Source organism: Prevotella dentalis DSM 3688 (genome assembly GCF_000242335.1).
Lineage (GTDB): Bacteria > Bacteroidota > Bacteroidia > Bacteroidales > Bacteroidaceae > Prevotella > Prevotella seregens.
Map to the genome: position 1 here is coordinate 560,921 of NC_019960.1, position 15,106 is coordinate 576,026.

Annotated in this window: 11 protein-coding genes; 3 read left to right on the forward strand and 8 right to left on the reverse strand. The window is 59.3% G+C overall.

Going from position 1 to position 15,106, the window contains the following annotated elements; all coding sequences use genetic code 11:
- Positions 1–939 carry a GNAT family N-acetyltransferase gene (locus tag PREDE_RS02250; RefSeq protein ID WP_005843729.1) on the forward strand — a complete coding sequence of 313 codons (939 nt, stop codon included), beginning with the start codon at positions 1–3 and terminating at the stop codon, positions 937–939.
- Between the two features lie 14 nt (positions 940–953).
- Entirely contained in the window at positions 954–2,210 is a 1,257-nt protein-coding gene (locus PREDE_RS02255; RefSeq protein WP_005843727.1) for a DegT/DnrJ/EryC1/StrS family aminotransferase, read from the forward strand.
- Positions 2,211–2,586: 376 nt separating this feature from the next.
- Here the strand turns inward: PREDE_RS02255 and PREDE_RS02260 are convergent, their stop codons facing one another.
- The 3 genes from PREDE_RS02260 to PREDE_RS02270 all read right to left on the reverse strand — a co-directional run bounded on the left by PREDE_RS02260 (position 2,587) and on the right by PREDE_RS02270 (position 6,649).
- A complete protein-coding gene (locus PREDE_RS02260) occupies positions 2,587–4,191 on the reverse strand; it encodes a hypothetical protein (protein WP_005843725.1) in 1,605 nt (534 codons plus the stop codon).
- 40 nt (positions 4,192–4,231) lie between these two features.
- Positions 4,232–4,507 (reverse strand): hypothetical protein, encoded by a 276-nt coding sequence (locus tag PREDE_RS02265; RefSeq protein ID WP_015298394.1) that lies wholly within the window; start codon positions 4,505–4,507, stop codon positions 4,232–4,234.
- Between the two features lie 540 nt (positions 4,508–5,047).
- Positions 5,048–6,649 (reverse strand): tetratricopeptide repeat protein, encoded by a 1,602-nt coding sequence (locus PREDE_RS02270; protein ID WP_005843722.1) that lies wholly within the window; start codon positions 6,647–6,649, stop codon positions 5,048–5,050.
- 301 nt (positions 6,650–6,950) lie between these two features.
- Here PREDE_RS02270 and PREDE_RS02275 point away from each other — a divergent pair, with 301 nt between their 5' ends.
- Entirely contained in the window at positions 6,951–9,023 is a 2,073-nt protein-coding gene (locus PREDE_RS02275; protein WP_015298395.1) for a DNA topoisomerase 3, read from the forward strand.
- A gap of 63 nt (positions 9,024–9,086) precedes the next feature.
- On the opposite strand, the gene PREDE_RS02280 is transcribed toward PREDE_RS02275, so the two are convergent.
- The 5 genes from PREDE_RS02280 to PREDE_RS02300 form a co-directional block, all read right to left on the reverse strand.
- Positions 9,087–10,346: an ABC transporter permease gene (locus tag PREDE_RS02280; protein ID WP_005843720.1), complete on the reverse strand. Its 1,260-nt coding sequence runs from the start codon at positions 10,344–10,346 to the stop codon at positions 9,087–9,089.
- Between the two features lie 2 nt (positions 10,347–10,348).
- Positions 10,349–11,521, reverse strand: a complete 1,173-nt coding sequence (locus PREDE_RS02285) for an ABC transporter permease (protein WP_005843719.1) — start codon at positions 11,519–11,521, stop codon at positions 10,349–10,351.
- Entirely contained in the window at positions 11,518–12,504 is a 987-nt protein-coding gene (locus PREDE_RS02290; protein ID WP_005843718.1) for an HlyD family secretion protein, read from the reverse strand. Before PREDE_RS02290 ends, PREDE_RS02285 begins: the two co-directional genes overlap by 4 nt.
- Positions 12,505–12,537: 33 nt before the next feature.
- Positions 12,538–14,055: a TolC family protein gene (locus tag PREDE_RS02295; protein WP_005843716.1), complete on the reverse strand. Its 1,518-nt coding sequence runs from the start codon at positions 14,053–14,055 to the stop codon at positions 12,538–12,540.
- 138 nt (positions 14,056–14,193) lie between these two features.
- On the reverse strand, positions 14,194–15,066 hold the full coding sequence (locus tag PREDE_RS02300) for a GumC domain-containing protein (RefSeq protein WP_005843714.1): 873 nt from the start codon (positions 15,064–15,066) through the stop codon (positions 14,194–14,196).
- Positions 15,067–15,106 lie beyond the last annotated feature (40 nt).

Below are 15,106 nucleotides of genomic sequence, written 5' to 3' on the forward strand. Positions count from 1 at the left end.
ATGTTTGAAGTGAGACGCTACACCGCGGCCGACAAGCCGCTCTGGGACCGCTACGTGGACCGGGCCCGCAATGCCACCTTTCTCTTCCGCCGCGACTACATGGACTATCATGCCGACCGGTTCGACGACCACTCGTTGCTATGCTACAAGGACGGCCGACTCTACGCGTTGCTGCCCGCCCACCGCGTGGACGACACGCTGTATTCCCATTTCGGACTCACCTACGGCGGCCTCGTGATGGACATCCACGTGACCATTGCCGACACCTGCGCGCTGTTCATTGTCCTCAACGACTACCTGCGCGGCGCGGGATTCCGGCGCGTTGTCTACCGCCCCATCCCCTGGATCTACCACCGCCACCCGTCCGAGGAAGACCTTTACGCCATCTTTTGGAAGTGCGGGGCCCGGCTCCGCACGCGCAACATCGGCACCACCATCTTCGTGCAACAGCACCTGCGCTGGCGCAAGGACCATCTGCGGCGGTTGCGTAACGCCCACGACGGCGGCGTAACGGTGGTGCGCGACGACAGTCTGGCCGCTTTCTGGCCCCTGCTCGAGGCCAACCTGATGCACCGCTTCGGGGCGTCGCCCGTGCACACGCTGCGGGAGATGGAGCTGCTGAAAGGCCGTTTTCCCGACAGCATCATCCAGTACAACGCCTACCGCGAGGGCCGCATCATCGGCGGCCTCACCTTTTACATCACTCCGCAGGTGGTGCACGGGCAGTACAGCTCCACCAACGACGAGGGCAAGGCATACGGCGCGATGGAGGCCATCTACGAGCAGGTGATGGCGCACGACTATCCCGACCGCCCCTATCTCGACTTCGGAAGCTCGACGGAGCAGGGCGGCAGCGTCATCAACGAGGGGCTCATTGCGCATAAAGAAGGCTACGGCGGCCGCGGCGTGGTGTACGACACGTATGAGTGGGAACTCTGAAACAGCATACCGACATGATGGAATATCTGAGTCTGCAAAAGGTCACGGCCATGCACCGCGACGAAATACAGGAGGCCGTGAGCAGGGTGGTGGACAGCGGCTGGTACCTGCAGGGCAGGGCCACGGCGCAGTTCGAGGCCGACTATGCCCGTTACATCGGCACCCGCCACTGCGTGGGTTGCGGCAACGGACTGGATGCACTGTCGCTCATCTTCCGCGCCTACAAGGAGATGGGGGTGCTCCACGAGGGCGATGAGGTGATTGTTCCGGCCAACACTTACATTGCTTCCATCCTCGCCATCAGCGAGAACGGGTTGCGTCCGGTGCTCGTGGAGCCGAGTCCGGGCACGCTCCAGCTCGACGAGACACGCATCGAGGAGGCCGTCACGGAGCGCACACGAGCCCTGCTTTCGGTGCATCTTTACGGGCGTTGTGCGTGGACAGAGGGCATCAGCGACATCTGCACGCGCCACCATCTCCGGCTCATCGAGGACAATGCGCAGGGAGTTGGCTGTCGCCTCTCCCAATTCAAAATTCAAAATTCAAAATTCAAAGCTGCAAATTCAGGGCTTAATGTTCAAAGTTTAAAGCCTAAAGTTCCAAGTTACAGGCTCCAAGGCTGTGCGTTGGGGCGTTGTGGCAGCCTCGGCAGTGCCGCCGCCCACTCGTTCTACCCCGGCAAGAACCTGGGGGCGCTGGGCGATGCGGGGGCCGTGACCACCGACGACGAGGAGCTGGCAAGGGTGGTTCGCGCACTGGGCAACTATGGGTCGAGCCGCAAGTATGTGTTCCCTTATCGCGGTATGAACAGCCGCATCGACGAGATTCAGGCTGCCGTGCTCGGCGTGAAACTGAAATATCTGGACGAAGAAAACAGGCGGCGCAAGGCCATCGCCGACCATTACTACAGCCATATCGACAACCCCGAGCTGACGTTGCCGGGCTGGCAGGAGTGGGCTACGGCCGCTCCGCTCGGCGACGGCATGGCCGGACGCGACGAGGCGTGCATTTATCACATCTTCCCCGTGCTCTGCCGTCACCGCGACGAGCTGCAGGCCTGGCTCACGGCGCAGGGCATCGGCACAATGATTCACTATCCCATTCCGCCCCATCTTCAGGACTGCTACCCCGAATGGCACGGTCTCTCGCTGCCCGTCACCGAGTCCATCGCTGCCCACGAGCTCAGCATTCCCTGCAACCAGACCATGACCAATGCAGATGTGGCCGCTGTTTGCCGTGCCCTCAACGCTTTCCGTGGCAACAAGATATAAGCTCTATGTTTTGAATTTTGAATTTAGAATTTGGAATTGCACCGCTTGTTCGCCTCCGTTCCACACGCTGAAACAAAAAAAATGCGCAGGACCTATAGATCACCTACCGGTCCTGCGGCTCCTTAACAATGTAAGAGTACAAATATAAATACAAAAATAAGAGGTTATAATTCCTTGTTGTTTCGCTGGCAAATTTACGGTTTTCCAACGGCATATCCAAATGAGTGGCCGGGATTTTTGCCTTTCTTTTGCGTGTGTCGGTATGTCAAAGAACGGGGGGAGAGGGTGTGGTGGCCGGGGGTGCAAGGACACGCACGGGGTGTGTCCCTACCTGCCGGCACCCGCGATGCGGGGTTGGGCCGCGGCGAGCTGCGGGTTATTCGAATTGCTGCACGTACAGCCCATACGTAATATTACTGCTCACCAACATTGCTTCATAACTGTGAATATACAGAGCCCAAGCACCACCACCTGAGACATGGCTGCGGTCACACGACCAGTATCGCCCGATACTCTCTATTCCTGAAAGCTCCACTCCCAATGGAAAGGATGTATAAATCGAGTAGTAACCTCTGAATGGCACGAAGAAATACTTGTCGATTTCCGCTCCGGAAGGCCTCGTCGTCCCGTAAATGTTCCTTGATAGGGATATACCAGCTGACGAAGTTATCGTGCGTATATCGACTGGTCTATTACCATTCATATAGTAATCTCTCATCTGCTGGGGGGTAATGCCTTGCTCTTTGCATATTACAGCCTTTTTCTTGAACCAAATGCCGCCCCTGTAGTGTCGCCCAAAGGCAATCCATTCTTGGTTTGCGTCGTAACGTGGATCACCTTTTCGGATATACCATAACAGTTCGTTTGCAGTAGGGCAAATGGTGCACGAATTGCTGGCACTGGTTGTAGCTTTCGAGTTTGCATCGTTCTCGGGGATTCCGTCGTCCGATTCTTGATTGGCTCCGGGGAATATTGAGCCGGTTTGCCAGTTGCTATTGCTGTACCATTCGTGGCCATACCAGAAGTTTTCCTTGGCATCCCACTTGTAGTATTCGTTGTTGTACTGGAAGTTGGGCAGCTCGATCTGGGCCGTTATGTCGTAATAATAGTTCTCTTGATAATCGAAAGCGGCGAGGTTTTTGCGGATGGTCTTTTCCGTATTGGTCAAGGGATCTTTCACCGTATAGTCTACTTGAAGGGTGTGCTGGCCGGGAGCGATGACCATATAGGCCCCGTTGACTTTGATGTCGGCCCCGCCGGCGTTCACGGGGAAGCCGTCGGCATACTTGCCAGTGCCTTTCACGTTAAGGGTGATTTCGGAGCCGGCACCCGATCCCGAGAGCTTGTTGGTGGCAGGATCAAGGGTATAGTTGCCTGTGATGTTGTTGTCGGACGTGACCTTTACCTTGGTGAGGTAGCTGCTGCGCAGCTTGGGACCGATGGTGTAGACTTGGAACACGAGGTAGGAGGCCTTGTGGTCAAGGTGGAAATCGAAGTAGGAACCCTTGCGAGTGGCCGGGGCCATGCCGCAGTCGCCCTGTATGCCGAAGTCCGTGGTGTTGTTGGGCACGGTGGCTTTCTGCGTGGCAGGAATGGAGACTTGGTTTTTATCGCCATTCTTGCCCGAGTAGTAGACGGTGTAAACGGGGCTGGCCGTGAACTTGCCGGGCACCTTGAACCTGAAGCTGGCCTGGCGATCGAGGTCTACGGCATTGGTGCTTTGCTGCCAGACGCCGTCGTCGTCTTTGACCCATATCCTGTCGCCTTTCTCCCAATAGAACGCTCCCGAGGCGTAGTCCATGGAGGTGCGGGTGGTGTTTTTATCGGGGGAGTTGGCCACAAACTCGGTGAGCTGGTTCTCCGAGGGGTTGTTGTCTTTGTTGTCTTTGCCGTTTTGCGGCAGGTCGCTGCCCGAGCAGGCGCCGAGCAACAGGGTTGCCGTGGCGAGGGCTGCGAGGAAGAATGCTTTTGTTGTCTTCATGTTGTGCTCTTTATTTTTTAAGACTTTTGTTAAGGTTGGCTTAGTCGTCCCACGGGCTGTAGCCGCTTCGTCCTACGGGCACGAGCTCGTCTTCGTCGCTTGACAGCCGGAACATCTTGGCACCCGTGGGCCCTGTACCGTGATGGCCTGGGTTGTGCTGGCCGCCCCCGCTGTCCTCTTCGGGTACGGTTCCGTGGTGTGCAGGGTTGTGCTGTCCATGGAAAGAGGTGTACAAGAACCCGCTTTCGACCTCTACGGGAATGACCTCACAGAAAGGCTTGACGTAGATGCGCTTGGTTGATACTTCACTGTACATGGTTTGCTTACTTTATGTTTGGTGTATTCTTAACCGTTGCTTCGGAATTGATGCAAAGTTAGAAAGGGAGCAAAAAAGTGGCAAGCCAAAAGAGAAAAATCTTTGATGAGACGGCAAGATGTGTCAAAAGGGAAAGGAAAAAACGGGTCTACCCCCCCCATTTTTGACATTTTTAAACAATTGAAAGCCAGAGAGTTACGAGGATTTTAGGAGATTTTGACAGAGAAGAGAGGGTGAAAGGGGGCACGCGGAGGCGCAGAGGGGAAATAAGGGGGCGGGGATAGGAGGGGATGGGCTGGGATAGGAGGGGATGGGGGTAGGCGATGATGGGAGGGGATAGGCGGGGATAGGGGGCGATAGGCAATGATAGGAGGGGCGATAGGCAATGATAAGAGGTGATAGGAGAGAGGAAACTCCCTCTCTCTGCGGCTCTGCGTGAAAGAGAAGAGAGGGCTCTGGGTGAAAGGAAAGGGGTGCAGCGGGAAAGGAAAGGGGTGCACAATGGGAGGAAAGGAGGGGTGCGGGGAGGGGATGGGAGGGTCAGAGGGACTCCTTTTGCTGCTTGCGGATGTTGTAGCGCATGGTGCGGATGCTGCCGTTGCTGACGCCCATGATGCGCGAAATGTCGGTATCGGTGTAGCCCTTCTTCCAGAGATAGAGGAAGATGGTGGGCTTGGTGGCCAGCTGATTGTAGTTGGTATCGAGGAGGGAGAATATCTCCTTGTCGGCCAGACGGGCGTAGTTGATGTAGCATTCGAGCTCTTTCCGCCCCCAGTCTTTCATGGTCTGGCGGCCTAAAGCAATGGCCTCGTAGAGTGGTTTGCCGGCCTGAATCTTGTCGGTGAGCTCGATGGGCATCTCTTCGATGCGCGTCTTGAGTTTGCCAATCTCGTAGGCTTGCTTGTAGCTGCGCTGGGTGGCGGTGTAGAGACGGGCGTGGTAGGAGCGCACGAGCCGGCGCACGAAGAAGAAAGCCAGGATGGCGGCGATGAGACTGGCAAGCACGATGATGGCCACGGTGAAGCGGACCTCGCGGCGGTGTTGCTTCTCGATCAGCCGGGCCAGATAGTCTTGTTCGAGCAGGGTGGCCTTGTTGACGAGCCGCTCGTTGGCGCGGTTCATGACGGTGGAGAGCGAGTCGAGGCGGGCCAGGGCGCGGAGCTCCTGCAGCGTGTTGCCGTCGGCATGGTGGCAGGCGGCGAGCCGACGCAGGAAATAGGGCATGGCCATGCGGTAGTTCTGGTTGGTGCTGAAGAGCGTGTCGGCCATGGCTTCGGCCAGTTGCAGATGGCGGCGGGCCTCGGCGGGGCGGCGTTCGAGTCGGGCTATCTGGGCCAGTCCGAGCTGCACCTCGGGCAGACGGCCGTCGGTCCGGAGGGCGTGGTCGTAGTAATAGCGTGCCCGTCTGAGGTCGTGGTGCTCGAGATAGTAGGTGCCGAACGACTCGTTGAAGACATTGAAACGCGGGTCTTTGAACTTGGGCCGCTCGCGGATGACGAGGCGCAGGTAGTAGTCGGCACTGTCGGTCTGACCGTTTTTGCGGAAGAGCGTGTGGATGTTGTAGCTGTTGACCATGATGACCATGGGGTCTCGCCGCCGCTTTTCGATGGCGATGACGCGTCGCATGTAGTTGATGGCCATGTCGAGGTTGCCCATGAGCTCGTAGACCGAGCCGAGTTGCTGGTAGATGCGCGACTGCAAGTCGAGGTTGTCGTCGGGCACTTCAAGGCGTGCTTTCTCGAGGGCCACCATGCCTTCCACCTGTCTGCCGAAGAAGAGGCTCTGAATCATACCTTGAAAATAGTGGGCCTCGGCCAGCCGTTCCTTGTAACCGTACCGTTCCATGGTGGCCACGCTGCTGTCGATGAGGGAGTCGAGGCCGGTGGGAAACTGGGGCGAGAAGAAGTGCTTCACGAACATGGCCTTGGCTTTGGCCAGCCGGAGCAGGGCTTTTTGGTGGCGGGAGGTATGGGTGTGGGTGAGGAGGCTGTCGGTGGTTCGGATGACCTCGTCGGCCCGCTTGAGTGAGTCGGCATAGGTGCAGAGCCGCTGTGCGGTGCGGTTTCCGCCGTTGCAGGAGAAGAGCAGGAGGGCCGTTGCGGCCGTGAGAGCGAAACGGTAAAGGTTATGAAGTTTTTGCATGGTCCAAATATAATATCTCGTTGCAAAGGTAGCCAAAAAGCCTTGGCGGGGCGAAGTTTTAATGATGTTTAACAAATGCGGCCGTCGCGGCGGCGCAGACGTGCTGCGATGACGGTGCAAACGCGTGGCGATTGCGCTGTAATCGGCGGGCGACGACGGCGTAATCGCACGGCCTTTACGCCGCCATCGCAGGGCCATGACGGCGCAGGGGGCGTGCGGCGGGATAATCTTGGCGGAAAGTGCAGGTAATCCGGATGGTTTGCGTAACTTTGCAAGAGACTATAAAAACAGGACAAACGACATGATAGTATGTATTGCCGAGAAGCCCAGTGTGGCGCGCGACATAGCCCGCATTCTGAACGCCAACACGCCGAAAGACGGCTATATGGAGGGCAACGGCTACCAGGTGACGTGGACTTTTGGTCATCTGTGCGAGCTGAAAGAGCCCAACGACTACGAGCAGAACTGGCGTTTCTGGACGCTGGCGGCCCTGCCGATGATTCCCCAACGGTTTGGCATCAAACTGATACCCGACCATGGGTTCGAGAAGCAGTTTGCCACCATCGCGAGGCTCTACGGCGAAGCCGAAATGATTGTGAACTGCGGCGACGCGGGGCAGGAGGGCGAGCTCATCCAGCGATGGGTGATGCAGCTGGCCAAAGTGAAGTGCCCGGTGAAGCGTCTCTGGATTTCGTCGATGACCGACGAGGCCATCCGCGAGGGCTTTGCCCACCTGAAGGAGCAGCAAGACTACGAAAGTCTCTACATGGCGGGGCTGAGCCGAGCCATCGGCGATTGGCTGTTGGGCATGAACTGCACGCGCCTCTACACCCTGCGCTACCGTCAGCAGCAGGGCCAGGTGCTCTCCATCGGACGGGTGCAGACACCCACGCTGGCCCTCATCGTGAACCGGCAGAAAGAGATAGACCAGTTCAGGCCGGAGCCCTACTGGGTGCTCTCGACCCTCTACCGCGACACATTGTTCACCGCCACCTCGGGCCGATACAGCCGTGAGGAGGACGGACGGCAGGACTTTGCCCTCATCGAGGGCAAGCCTTTCACGGTGGACGGCGTACAGAAGAAGCATGGCAGGGAGGCCCCCAAGCCGCTCTACGACCTGACATCGCTGCAGGTGGACTGCAACCGCAAGTTCGGATTCTCGGCCGACACCACGCTGAACCTGATACAAGGGCTCTACGAGAAGAAGCTCACCACCTATCCGCGCGTGGACACGCAGTATCTCCCGGACGACGTTTACCCCAAGTGCACGGGCATCCTGAACGGGGTGAGCCAGATGATGAAGGCCGGGCAGAAGCCCTATCTGGACATCATCAAGGCGCTGGCCGCCCTCAGCCCCAAGCTGCCGAAGCCCAAACGCGTGTTCGACACGGCCAAGGTGACCGACCACCACGCCATCATTCCCACGGGCCAGACGCCCGTGGCGCTGACCGACATGGAGCTGAAGGTGTACGACCTGATAGCGCGGCGGTTTGTGGCGGCGTTCTATCCCGACTGCAAATTTGCCACAACGACGGTGACGGGACGGGTGGACGCGGTGGCATTCAAGACCAGCGGCAAGGAGATACTGGAGCCGGGGTGGCGCAGCGTCTACTCCAAGGAGGAACAGCAGGACGACGAGGGCCGGAAGAACGAGGAGGAACGCACGCTGCCCGCCTTTGTGAAAGGCGAGTCGGGGCCGCACACGCCCACGCTGACCGAGAAGCAGACGCAGCCACCCAAGCACTATACTGAGGCCTCGCTGCTGCGTGCCATGGAGACGGCCGGCAAGTTTGTGGACGACGACGAGCTGCGCGCCGCGATGAAGGAGAACGGCATCGGGCGGCCCTCGTCGCGGGCGGGCATCATCGAGACGCTGTTCAAGCGTCACTACATTCGCCGCGAGCGGAAGAACCTGGTGGCCACGCCCACGGGCATTCAACTCATCGACACCATACACGAGCGGCTACTCACGAGCTGCGAACTGACGGGCATCTGGGAGAAAAAGCTGCGCGACATAGAGCGGAGGAAGTACAGCCCGGCGCAGTTCATTGCGGAGCTGAAGGAGCAAGTGGCCAAGATAGTGACCGACGTGATGCGCGACAGCAGCAGCCGGCAGATAGAGGCTTTCAGGCTGGAAGACGAGAAAAAGGGCAAGGAGAAAACGGCCGAGTCGCGCAAGCTGCGGCGCACCCGCAAAACGGCGGTGGCGCAGACAGAGACCTCGGTGGCGCAGACGGCGGTCGAGGAGGGCTGGCAGCAGGTGCAGGTGGGCGGTGTGTGCCCCAAGTGCGGGCAGGGCCGAGTGGTGAAAGGGCGGACGGCCTACGGCTGTTCGCGTTGGCGCGAGGGCTGCGACTGGCGCGAGCCTTTCTGAACAAGAGGCGGAAAGGGTTGTGCCGTGAAGCAATGAACTGTAGGGACGCCCACGGGCGTGTCCCTACAGTTTCTTGTTTTTGGCCTCGGCGGCCTTGGCCTTGATACGCTCCATGTGGTCGAAGGCGCGGCGGCGCGTGGCGTTGATCTGATAGCGGTAGACGGCGCAGGTGAGCACCAGATAGGCGAAGACCTGAATCCACAGGGCCTGATACTCCACGCGGATGTCGGACAGGGTGGCCCCCATGGACGAGATGCGGAGGAAGCCGCGCACGCCGAAAGTGGACGGGATGAGGTAGGCAAAGCCCTGCCAGATGCCGGGGATGTTGCTCTGAGGCCAGCTCAGTCCCGTGAGGAACAGGAAGGGCACGGAGGTGAAGACCACGAGCAACATGACATTCTCGCGGTAGCGCACGAGGCACGAGAGCATCATGCCGAAGAAGATGCACGAGAGAATGTAGGGCACGAGGAGGCCCGCGAGCGTGGTCCAGGAGACCAGCGAGACGAAGCCGAACAGGCGTGGAACCACCAGCGCGAGATAGGCGCCCATGACGAGATAGAGCATGAAATAGCAGCTCGACTTGCCCAGCACGATGCGGAAGATGCCGCTGTAGTGGCGCGAGATGGGCACGAGGTCCTGATAACGGTTGTTCTCACGGGCGGTTCCGGCCGCCAGACCGATGCCCAACAACAGGGTCTGCTGCAGGATAAGCATGAGCACACCGGGCAGGATGGCGTTGCCATAGCCGGCGGTGACGTTGAAGATGGGCACCTCGTCGAACGCCAGCGGCAGGGCGGCCACCTCGTCGTCGCGCTGGGTGAAGCCGCCGCCCTGCTGCAGTTGGATGTGGCTGTTGAGCTCGGTGGCTACGGTCTGGGACGACTGGTAGATGGCCTTGTAGGTGAGCATAAGGCTCATGTCGGCATAAACACCCACGGCCGACTGCTCGCCGCGGTAGAGACGGGTGTCGAAATCGGGCGGGAAATAGAGCGTGCCACGCACCTGCTGGCGGCGGTTGAGGTCGCGCGCCTCGGCCATGGAGGTGCAGTGGTAGGCCACTCGGACGTCGGGCGTGGCATCGACGGCACGGATGAACGCGCGCGAGGTGGAGGAGTGGGACAGGTCGACCACGGCCACGGGCACGTCGCGCACCACCTCATTGTTGTAGATCCAGGAATAAAGCAGCGGATAGAGCAGGGGCACAAGGATGCAGAAGATGAGCACGCCCTCGTCGGAAATGGTGCTGCGTATCTCCTTGGTCCAGATGTAACAGGTGTCGGCGAAGCCCTCCTTGATTTTATAAAGCAGACTGTCTTTTTCCATGATTACGGGATATAGGCGTAGATGAGCATGGCCTTGCGCAGATTGTTCATGGCCAGAACGGGCAGCGCAATGAAGATGGCGAGGGCCCCGAAACTGGCCCATGCACTGGCCAGGGGGAAGCCGTTGAAGATGCACATCTGGTAAATCATATAGAAATGACGCAGGGGAAAAAGCGGGGCCAGACTCTGGATGGCGCCGTCCATGGCGAAGACGGGGAAAGTGGCGCCGCAGGTGGAGAAGCTGACCATCGCCCACAACGAGCACACCGACATGGACATGCGCAGCGAAGGAATGAGCCCAAAGGCGAAGACGCCGAAAGCCTGGCAGGCCAAAATGGAGAGCAAGCCCAGCAGAAGCATGGGCGCCACGCCGCCGGGATGGGGGAAGTCGAGGACATAGAACACGTAGAACTCGAAACCATACATGACCAGCAGGAAGACGAGCGTCTGGGGCAGGAGCTTGCCCACGACGGCCACGTGGATGCTGCCGCCCGCCATGCGAATCCACTGGCGCGAGCGGTGGAACTTGAGTTCGGTGCCAATAGAATAAGGTGTGAGCAGGAAAACGAAAATCATGAGCACGCCGGGCACCATGGCCGTGCTGAGATAGATGTTGTAGTTGCCCCACGGATTGCCCACCATGTGCAGGTCGATGGTGATGGGCTGGAGGAAAGTGCGGATTTCGCGGCCGGTCTTGCCGCGGGCGGCGAGCTTGGTGGCGCCCACCGACGCCGAGCCCAGCGTGGCGAGAGTCTTGAGGTCGCGGAAGAGCATGGAGCCGGCCACGAGCGACACGTTGCTGTAGTAGAACGAGATGCGGGGCTGGGTGGAGGTCATGAGGCCGCGGGTGGTGCCTTGCGGAATGAGCAGAAAGGCGTAGATTTCGTTGCGCTGGATGGCCTTGCGGGCCTCGTTGACGTTGGCGTAGCGGGCCACGACGTGTGAGGTTTGAAAGGCGTCGAGCTGGCGCACCATGGCGCGCGAGGTGGCGGTGTTGTCGTGATCGACCACGCCGACAGGCATGTCGACGGGCACGCCCTGGCTCATCAGCGAGGTGAAGAACACCACGATGAGCAGCGGGAAGCCCAGCGTGCAGAACCCGTAGATGGGGTTCTGGCGCATGATGCCCAGCTCGCGCAAGGAGAGATGCCAGATGCGGCTCAGAAGATCTTTCATTTCCTGATGATGAGAGACATGCCGGGACGCAGCCCGTCGAACCGACGGGTGAAACGGGCCTTCACCTCAAAGGTCTTGAGGTCGTACTGTCCGTTGCTCTTGGTGGCTTTCCAGACGGCGTAGGATCCCTCGTCCTTGATGTTGTAAACGGTCATTTGCACGTCCTTGTTGAATGCGGGCGAGAACGCCGTGAAGCGGCTGCCCACCTTCATTCCGTTGAGCTGGTCTTCACGGATATTGAACGTGCCCCACATGTCGCCCAGCATGGAGATGCTCATAATGGGCGAGCCTATGCCGACGAGTTCGCCCACCTTGGGGTAGATGGAACTCACCTCGCCCTCGACATTGGACACTTGTACCGTCTCGCGGAGCAGCGATTTCACCACGTCTACGGCCCCCTGGGCTGCCTGGGCATTCTTGCGGGCCGCCTCCTTTTCCTGGACGCGGGCTCCGCTGCGGGCCATGTCGTACTGGCTCTTGGCCGCGGCCACCTGCGCCTCGGCCGCCTTGTAGGCCGCCAAGGCCTCGTCGCGCTTCTGCGCACTCATCACTCCTTCGTCGTAGAGATTCTGCATGCGGGTGTAGCTCTTGCGGGTGATTTCCTCGGCGGCCATGGCCTGTTGCATGAGCTGGTAGGCCCCTTGAATCTGCTCCTTGCGGGCGCCGGCCTCGGCAAGGCTGCTCAGCGCCTGGGTGGCTCCCTCGGCGGCTTCGGCCACGCGCTGCTGGGCATTAGCCTCGGGAACCTCAAGAATGGCCAGTGTGTCGCCCACGTGCACGTAGTCGCCTTCCTTGACACGGAGCTCGACCACGCGACCGGGGAGCTTGCAGCTGACGCGATACTCGGACACTTCGACTTCGCCCTGGATGGTGTCGTCGGTCTTGCCGAGGGTGAAGAATCCGATGAGGGCCACGACGACCACGGCGGTGGCAAAGCCCAGAACGGCTAGGAGGATGTTGTTATGCTGTGTTTTTGCTGACATGATATTTGGGTTTGTTATGCGGTTCGTTGGATGTTAGTTGAGAATGCCGAGCGCTTTTTCGAGGTTCACCTGGCTGAGCCGCAGCTCTACCTCGGCGTCAATCTTCTGGCTCTGGGCCTGTTGCCAGGCGGTTTGGGCGGCCATGACGTCGGTGGACTCGATGACACCCTCGCGGAATCCCACCTGAGCACAGCGCAGGTTCTCCTCGGCGCTGCTGATGTTTTTCTCGGCCATGGCAAGCCTTTTGCGGGCCTCTTTCACCTTGAAGCGGCTTTGCGTGATCTGAAGGTTTATCTTTTCCTGCGCGTCGGAGAGCGCGAGCGAGGCCATACTGGTGGCTGCCTTGGCGGCGCGCACCTTGTAGGCGCCCTCGAACCAGTTCCATACGGGAATCTGGACAAGCACGCCCACGTTCCACAGACCGGAGAAACGTTTCTGGAATCCGTTGAGCACGTTCGGGTTGGAAATCATGTAGCCGCCGGTGAGGGCCACGTGGGGCAGATAGGCTGCACGGACGAGGCGCGTGGTCTGCGCGCTCATATCGACGGCATTCTGCAACAGGCGTATCTCGGGGCGGCTGGAGAGGGTGGGGTCGGGGGTGAAAGTGGGGTCGGGGTAGGCGGTGGCAGAGGCTCCGCCGTCGGTCTCGTCGGCCAGTGTGATGTCAGCATCGATGGGCAGTCCGCACAGCTGGCAGAGGAGCATCTTGGCCAAGGCCAGGCCGTCGTCCACCTGCGTGATCTGCATGTCGGCCTCGTTGACCTTGACGTCCACCTTGAGTCCGTCGGCGCGGGTGGCTACCCCTTGGCGTATCATCTTGTGTACATCGTCGTCGAGTTTCTGCACCAGGTCGCGGTAACTGTTGGCCAGCTTCTGCTTTTGCCGGAGCGAAACCACGGTCCAATAAGTCTGGTCGATGCTGTAGATCGTGGCCTGGGTCTTCTGGTTCACGTCGTTGTCGGCCATCTGCTCCGAGATGTCGGCCATGCGGTTGGCTGCCGTGATGGCCCCGCCCATGTAGAGCGGCTGGCGCAGCATGATGGCCCCGCCGAAGAGGTTGCGGGTGTCGGTGCGCAGGGCATTGGCCAGTTCCTGGCCGATGGCGTTGCCCAGACTGCCGATGTACTGGGCAATGGGCCCGCTGCCCATCTGTTGCATCAGCGCACCGAGCCGTTGGGCTTGATCGACGGTGAGGGTGCCCTGCTGGACGAGGCCGTTGATCTGTGAAGAAATGGCACTCGAGAGGTTGGCTCCCGCATGCTGGAGGCCGTTGGTGCCCAGGTTGCCGAGGTTGGCTTTCTGGGTTTTGCTGAGCAGGCTGATTTCGCGGCTGGTCCATTCGTAGCCGGCCAACGCATCCACCTTGGGCAGATATTTGGTGCGGACGGCCTTGCGGGCATTCATGGTGGCCAGCTTGCTCATGCGCGAAATGTTGATTTGCTTGTTGTTGCGCAACGCCAGGGCACGGCAACTGTCCAGGCTCAACACGCGCTGGGCCTGGGCTGTGGCCATGCACCCAAAGAATAGGATAATGAAAGAAACGCTTTTCATTATAAATGGTCTTAATCTTGTTTGAAGCCCGTGGAGGGGGTAACGCCGGCGTCGTCCTTGTGCCGGGGAGGGTTGCTCCAACGTTCGGGGAGGGTTATTCCAGCGTTCAGGAAAGGTTGCTCCAACGTTCAGGAAAGGTTATTCCAACGTGAAACTGCGGCTCCCAATCATGTTGCCGTCGGCAAAGATGCTGACGCTGTAGGTGCCGCCCTGCAGGGCTTGGTCGATGGTATAGTAGAGGGAGACGGGAGTCTCCTTGCCGCCGTACTCAACGGTGCGCTTCATGGAGCATTCCAGGCTGCGGTTTTCATAAGTGAATGTCCCAGCGCCGCCCATGAGGGAACCCGTAGGCGAGGTGAGACGGACGTAGACCGTCTTGTTGCCGCTCTGGGCAGTCACGTTCTTGGCCAGTGAGAAGCTGACTTGCAGGGCCTTTGCTTTCTTGGTCTTGCGGGTGGCCTTGTTGTGCTTGTCCATGGCGGTGAGGCTGATGCCCACGGCATCAAGTTGGGCGGCGATGGCCACTTTCTCGGAGAGCGACTGTTTCTCGGTGTTCAGTCCCTCGATCTGACGGTTGGCCTCTTCGTATTGGCCTTTGATGCGTGTGTTCTCAGCCGTGAGGTTTTGGTTGAGCCGGTTGAGCGAGTCTATCTCGATGACGTAGCTGCGCAGCACGGCTCTCACGGTGGCGAGCTCCTTTTTGAGTCGGGCAATCTCGCGGGCGTCGGTGCTCTTGGTGTCCCGAAGCTCCTTGAGCAGCCGCTGCGTGCGCTCCTGTTCTTGCGTGAGTTGGGCCACGATGGAGTCGTTGTTGATCTGCGTTTTCATCTCGCTGTACTGATTGGCGAACTGCTGATACTCGTTCTCCATCTCTTTCTTGTCCATCTCGGCCAGTTGCACCATTTCCTCGTTGGCCTGTTTCTGCTTGTCAAGACTGACGTAGAGCCATGCAATGCCACCTGCGAGGAGGAGAATGACCAGTATCAAAGGAAGGATAATTTTTTTATTCATGTTCCATCATTTTTTCTTTGGAGGTTTGTCTTTCTTCCGT

Bases quoted from the DNA above. Each gene is read 5' to 3' on its own strand.
- PREDE_RS02270 (WP_005843722.1), bottom strand. From the start codon at position 6,649: ATGCAAAAACTTCATAACCTTTACCGTTTCGCTCTCACGGCCGCAACG.
- PREDE_RS02265 (WP_015298394.1), bottom strand. From the start codon at position 4,507: ATGTACAGTGAAGTATCAACCAAGCGCATCTACGTCAAGCCTTTCTGT.
- PREDE_RS02295 (WP_005843716.1), bottom strand. From the start codon at position 14,055: ATGAAAAGCGTTTCTTTCATTATCCTATTCTTTGGGTGCATGGCCACA.
- PREDE_RS02300 (WP_005843714.1), bottom strand. From the start codon at position 15,066: ATGAATAAAAAAATTATCCTTCCTTTGATACTGGTCATTCTCCTCCTC.
- PREDE_RS02260 (WP_005843725.1), bottom strand. From the start codon at position 4,191: ATGAAGACAACAAAAGCATTCTTCCTCGCAGCCCTCGCCACGGCAACC.
- PREDE_RS02290 (WP_005843718.1), bottom strand. From the start codon at position 12,504: ATGTCAGCAAAAACACAGCATAACAACATCCTCCTAGCCGTTCTGGGC.
- PREDE_RS02250 (WP_005843729.1), top strand. From the start codon at position 1: ATGTTTGAAGTGAGACGCTACACCGCGGCCGACAAGCCGCTCTGGGAC.
- PREDE_RS02275 (WP_015298395.1), top strand. From the start codon at position 6,951: ATGATAGTATGTATTGCCGAGAAGCCCAGTGTGGCGCGCGACATAGCC.
- PREDE_RS02285 (WP_005843719.1), bottom strand. From the start codon at position 11,521: ATGAAAGATCTTCTGAGCCGCATCTGGCATCTCTCCTTGCGCGAGCTG.
- PREDE_RS02255 (WP_005843727.1), top strand. From the start codon at position 954: ATGATGGAATATCTGAGTCTGCAAAAGGTCACGGCCATGCACCGCGAC.
- PREDE_RS02280 (WP_005843720.1), bottom strand. From the start codon at position 10,346: ATGGAAAAAGACAGTCTGCTTTATAAAATCAAGGAGGGCTTCGCCGAC.